Genomic DNA, 5406 nt, shown 5'->3' on the forward strand with positions numbered 1-5406 from the left:
TAATTGGATATCCAAAGGATTTTTATTATTAATTATATTTAGAAAATCAGCAAAAAATATTTTTACAGAAACGTAAGAAAGAAATTCAATATAAGGTTCAGGGAAAAAACCACCACTTCTTTCATATGCATCTAGAAAATAAGAAATTTTCTTCAAATCATTGTTTTGAATTCCTAAAAAATATGTTTGTATTAATTCTTTTTCTAAATGATAATAAGTTGGTAAATTGTCTAAATTAATGTTGCTCTCACTACTAGCTATTGTTCCTATAAAAAAATCTTTTATTGGTTTAAAAGATTCAAAATATAAATTTTCATAAAGATATTTATATAAAATATTATTTATATCATGTGCAATAGAATTAAGATAAATAATCAAAGGGATAAGTTTCATTCTTGTTTTATCATTTTTTTCATGAATTATATTTGATAAAAGTTTTTTAAAAATGATTATTAATTCTTCATCATTCATATGAAAATATCTACCATAAAAATAAGTATTTTGCATATCATTATAAATACATTCAAAATCCTTTCCCAAGTATTTTTTATCTTTAAAAAGATTATAATATTTATCTAAAAAACCTATTTCATATATTGGATTAGAAACTACATCCCCAAGAATATTTTCTATTTGCTTTTCCATACTATACATTCCTCTTTTCCTAATTCATCCCATAAATTGTTAAATGCATTTAATACATGTGTAGCATGTTTAACTTCTTGTAATATATGGTGAGATTTACCCAATTGATTTACTGAAATTCCTAAAGACCAAACTTTTGGCGAATCAAGAGGAAATATTAAAAATCTATCATGAAAGTCATATCCATTATTACCAACTCTACTTCTAATTTCAAAATCTAAATATAAATTTTCTTTATCTGTATTAAAAGTATCAATCATATCTTTTTTAACTTTTTCATTTTTTGTAAGATTAAAAAAACAAATTAAAGTATATTGATAATCTATGTATATATACTTCAAAATATTTTTTGTTACATTAAATTGCATATTTCTAAATACATTTTTTATTCTAGAAGAGTTTTGTTTTAAGGCAGTTATAGCCTTTAATGGGATATTGGCATCTTTACTATAATATAAAGTATTTTTCACATCATCAGCTGATAAATATGGATCCCAAAGATAAACTCCATTAATCCCGTATTTATTAATCAAAGTTCGAACAACATCTAAAGCCTTTTTGTCATCTCCTTCTTTACCAAAATATTGTTGAAAAGATTTATTTTCTTCTAAACTTTTTAATTCATTTTTTGAATTTCTATCACCAATCCATGATAAATAGTCCTTATTGTGTTGAATCTTTTTTTCATTTTTTCCGTTTATAGGAACTTCTATTAGATTATTATTAATTCTAAAGTTTCTTATTGACATTCCAGATGAATGCATTGATACAGAAAAATTTTTAATAATGTTAAAATTGTTTTTATAAACAAGTAAAGAAGTGTTTTTATCAAAGACTTCAATTGTCGTGCCAAAACAGTCATCTAAAGGAATTATTGTTTCTTCTTTTACTTCATTCACAATTTTTTGAACTGAAATATTACCATCTATTTCTTCGTAAACTCTTATCAAAAAATTTTCTATTTTTGGTGAGTCAATAAAAATTTTTATCCCAGAGTATCTATTTGTTATCGTATTCTTAATAGTTTCAAAATCTATATTTATATCATTTCTTGGAAGTTGAAAAATTACATTTCCTAATCTATCAAATAATGTTTCTAAATTTATAGGAAAAAATTGTAATAATTTACTAGAAAATTCTTTTAAAAGATTTTCATCTTCTATTAAAAAATCACAATATTCCTTTGACTCATCAAAAAATTCTATAAGATAACTTCCGTAATTAAAGTTATTTTTTAGAATAGAATTTATTTGAGGACTATTAAAAGAATCTTTTTTTTGAATACTTTGTATTGGAAGAAGTTTTAACGGTGATATATTAATTTCTTTATCAAATTTAAAAATATTTTTTTCTTTTAATAATATAAAAAAATCAAATGCATCTTTAATACTAATAACTCTTCTATTTATTCCCCAACTTATATTTTTAAATTTCTTAAATTTTTGTGGTTTATCTGTAAAAGGTTTATTTATAAAGTCCTGATTTGTATTTTCAAATATAATTAAAGTAAAGATATTAAAAGGTGTTTTATCTCTCTCAAAACCAAAAATTTCTATTACTTCACATTTATTATATAAACCAACATTTGCATCATTTAATAAAAATTCTAATTCATTTTCATTCATTTTATTCCAATTTCTTAAAACTGACAAATATTATATCAAAAAATATTATTACTTTTTTCACACATGTCTAAACCCCATCACTTTTTCATCTGTCTTTTTTGTATCATCAAGTATTTGAGTGAGTAGTTCAAAGGCTGTTTTAATATGTTTAGTATTTTGTGTTGTTTGATTTTTATTTAGTTTCAAATCTTCTTTTAGATTTTTTAACTCTATTACTATATCTTTGTAAGTTATTGCAAACTCTCTAAGCTTTGTAAAGGTTCGCATGATATTTATAGTTACATCTGTAGCAACTTTACTTTTTAGTACCGTTGCAAGCATATAGACCCTTGCTCAGTAAAAGCGTATGGTATAGCTCTTGTTTTGGAAAACTTTGTGGTCACAAATTGTGACCGCAAAACTTCGAGCTCTTCTTTTGTGAGTTGAAACATAAAATCACTTGGAAAGCGATCGATGTTCCTTTTTACAGCTTGGTTTAAAACTTTTTTGTTTCTACTTCATAAAGTAAAGCCAAGTCACTATCTAACATCACTTTTAAGTTACGAATATCATAGATTTGATTTTCAATCAATTGTTTTGGTAAGTTTTCCATAGAACTACTCCATAATAAATATAAAGTAATTCTATCAGTTATTTATAGAAATAATAAAAAATATTACATAATGTAATCAAATCTAAAAGTTTTTAATCAAATCCACATAAACATCAGTTAAACCCTCTACTTCTTTAACTGTTGTTCTTTCCCCTACACTATGGATAGTATCATTTATAACACCAAACTCGATAGCTTCTATTCCAAAAGCTCCAAAATATCTAGCGTCAGAAGTTCCACCAGCTGTTGAGTGCTTTGTAGTTACTCCAAGTACTTTTGATATTGAAGTTTCCATAGCACGTACAACTTTTGACTCTTTGTTTGTTACAAATGGAAATGAGCCTTGTGTAGTTTTAAACTCATAGTCTAAACCCTCTAAGTTTTTATGGATAAACTTTTCAACATCTTCTCTTTTTGTATTTGTTGAGTTTCTTACATTGAACATTAGTTTTAGATTTGGTGGAGTTACATTTGTAACTTGCATACCACCTCTTATATCTGTTATTACCATCTTACTTGGAGCAAAGTATTCATCTCCATCATCAAGATTGTGTGCAGCTATTTTTGGTAAAATCTCTGCAAAGTTATGTACTGGGTTTATGCATTTTTCAGGATAAGCTGCGTGTCCTTGCTTTCCTTTTATAGTGATGTATCCATTTATACTTCCTCTTCGCCCTACTTTTATAGCATCTCCAAATACTTCTTCACAAGTTGGTTCTGCTACAACTGCATATTGTGGAATAAAATCAATCTCTTTTAAATGTTCAAGTGCTTTAATAGTCCCATATGTTCCCTCACCCTCTTCATCACTTGTCATAAGAATTGAAAGTGTACCATCAAAGTTTTTTGCATGTTTGCAAGCATAAAGATAAGCTGCAACTCCACTTTTCATATCTTGTGTTCCTCTTGCAGTTATAACACCATCAATAATATCAGCTGCAAAGGGATCAACATCCCAACCCTCACCAGTAGGAACTACATCAATGTGTCCAGCAAAACACAGATGTTGTGGATTGTTATTGAATTTTTTGTAATAAAATCTATTTTTTGTATCTTCTTTATCTATATTTATACAAGTCCACTCATTTCCTAAATACTCTTCAATAAAATCAAATGCTTTGTCATCATCTGGTGTAATTGATTTAAACCTTAATAACTTTTGAAATAACTCTATAACTGTCAATTTCTCTCCTTTTATTAGGTGTGATTGTACCTAAGTTATGTTTATTTTGCTATAATAAACATAGACCATAATAAAGGTTTTATATGAAAAACAATAAATTTTTAAAAATATTAATAGCAGTATTTGCTTTATACTCTTTGCTTGGCTTTTTTGTGTTACCTTACTTTTTAAAGCCAAAACTTCAAAAAATCATCAACCAAAACATCACAAAACAGGCTTTTATTCAAGATTTAAAATTTAATCCTTTTACTTTTGAAGCTAATTTAATAGGCTTTGAGATAAAAGATAAAAAGAGTACTATTTTATCATTTGATAAATTTTATATCGATTTTTCTATATTTAAATCTATTGATAAAAGACACATTAGATTTGAAAAAGTTTTACTTAAAAATGCTTTAATAAATATAGTAGAAAACAAAGATCAAACTATAAATCTTGCAAAAATTTTAAAAGGAACAAAAACTAATAATAATCAAGAAAAAGAACAATCAAAAGAGAATTTGATAAATTTTTTAATCCGTAAAGCAGTTATTGAAAATGCAACAATAAACTTTGAAAAGAAAAGTGATATTGAGCCATTTTCAATCACACTAAGTGAGTTAAATTATACTTTTTATGATTTAGGAAGTTTCAAAAATATCCTTGCTTCTCAAACACTAACAACGAAAATCAACAAAAACACTCTACTTACACTAAAAGGTGGATTTAAAATTGAGCCTTTATCTATGTATGCAAATGTGAATTTAAAAAGGTTAAAACCATCTGAACTAATTACATATAAAAAAAGTATACTAAATTTTGATATGTCAGATAAAACATCACTTGATTTAAATTTTGGTTATCAACTAAACTTTAAAGACAAGATTGATTTATCAATACAAGATTTAAACTTAGATATTAAAGATTTTGAATTAATTCAAGAAAAAAACTCTTTAATTAGTTTTAAAAACTTTAGTATAAATAGTCTATTTTTAGACTATTTAAAGCAAGAAATAAATATTAATAGTATAAATTTAGATGCTCTTAAAACAAATATCACAAGTTCTAAAGATGAAGTTATAAACCTAACAACTTTAATAAATCAAGATAACTCAAAACAAGAAAACAAAAAAACACAAGAAAAACAAAATCCATGGAATATAGACCTAAGAAGTGCAAATATTTCAAATACAAATATTAATTATGAAGATTTAAAAACAACAAATAAACTAAACTTAGAAAATCTATCTTTAACTTTTGAAAAGTTTAAATTTGAAAACAGTAATGTCTTTTTAAAAACAGCATCACTAAAAGAGCCAAAAGTAAATTTTGAAAATAAAAAAGAAAAATTAGGTATTAATATAAACAATCTAAATCTTGAC

At 25.0% G+C, this 5406-nt stretch carries 7 protein-coding genes; 1 reads left to right on the forward strand and 6 read right to left on the reverse strand.

Annotation, left to right across the window (positions count from 1 at the left end; all coding sequences use genetic code 11):
- From ACTCCZ_RS13250 to dapE, 6 genes are all read right to left on the reverse strand, one after another.
- Positions 1 to 645 (reverse strand): hypothetical protein (locus tag ACTCCZ_RS13250; RefSeq protein ID WP_463187417.1); only part of this gene is annotated, 645 nt, incomplete at its 3' end.
- Positions 630 to 2270, reverse strand: a complete 1641-nt coding sequence (locus ACTCCZ_RS13255; protein WP_079580014.1) for a VPA1262 family N-terminal domain-containing protein — start codon at positions 2268 to 2270, stop codon at positions 630 to 632. The genes ACTCCZ_RS13250 and ACTCCZ_RS13255, both read right to left, overlap by 16 nt.
- Before the next feature lie 57 nt (positions 2271 to 2327).
- Positions 2328 to 2591 (reverse strand): hypothetical protein, encoded by a 264-nt coding sequence (locus ACTCCZ_RS13260; RefSeq protein WP_228145349.1) that lies wholly within the window; start codon positions 2589 to 2591, stop codon positions 2328 to 2330.
- A complete protein-coding gene (locus ACTCCZ_RS13265) occupies positions 2573 to 2701 on the reverse strand; it encodes an ORF6N domain-containing protein (RefSeq protein ID WP_265734246.1) in 129 nt (42 codons plus the stop codon). The genes ACTCCZ_RS13260 and ACTCCZ_RS13265 overlap by 19 nt, the downstream gene beginning before the upstream one ends.
- Before the next feature lie 44 nt (positions 2702 to 2745).
- Positions 2746 to 2862, reverse strand: a complete 117-nt coding sequence (locus tag ACTCCZ_RS13270; RefSeq protein WP_265734245.1) for an ORF6N domain-containing protein — start codon at positions 2860 to 2862, stop codon at positions 2746 to 2748.
- Between the two features lie 82 nt (positions 2863 to 2944).
- A complete protein-coding gene (gene dapE / locus ACTCCZ_RS13275; protein ID WP_079580013.1) occupies positions 2945 to 4045 on the reverse strand; it encodes a succinyl-diaminopimelate desuccinylase in 1101 nt (366 codons plus the stop codon).
- A gap of 83 nt (positions 4046 to 4128) precedes the next feature.
- Between dapE and ACTCCZ_RS13280 the strand changes: the two genes are divergently transcribed.
- Positions 4129 to 5406 (forward strand): DUF748 domain-containing protein (locus ACTCCZ_RS13280; protein WP_463187419.1); only part of this gene is annotated, 1278 nt, incomplete at its 3' end.

This window comes from Malaciobacter sp. (assembly GCF_055140965.1).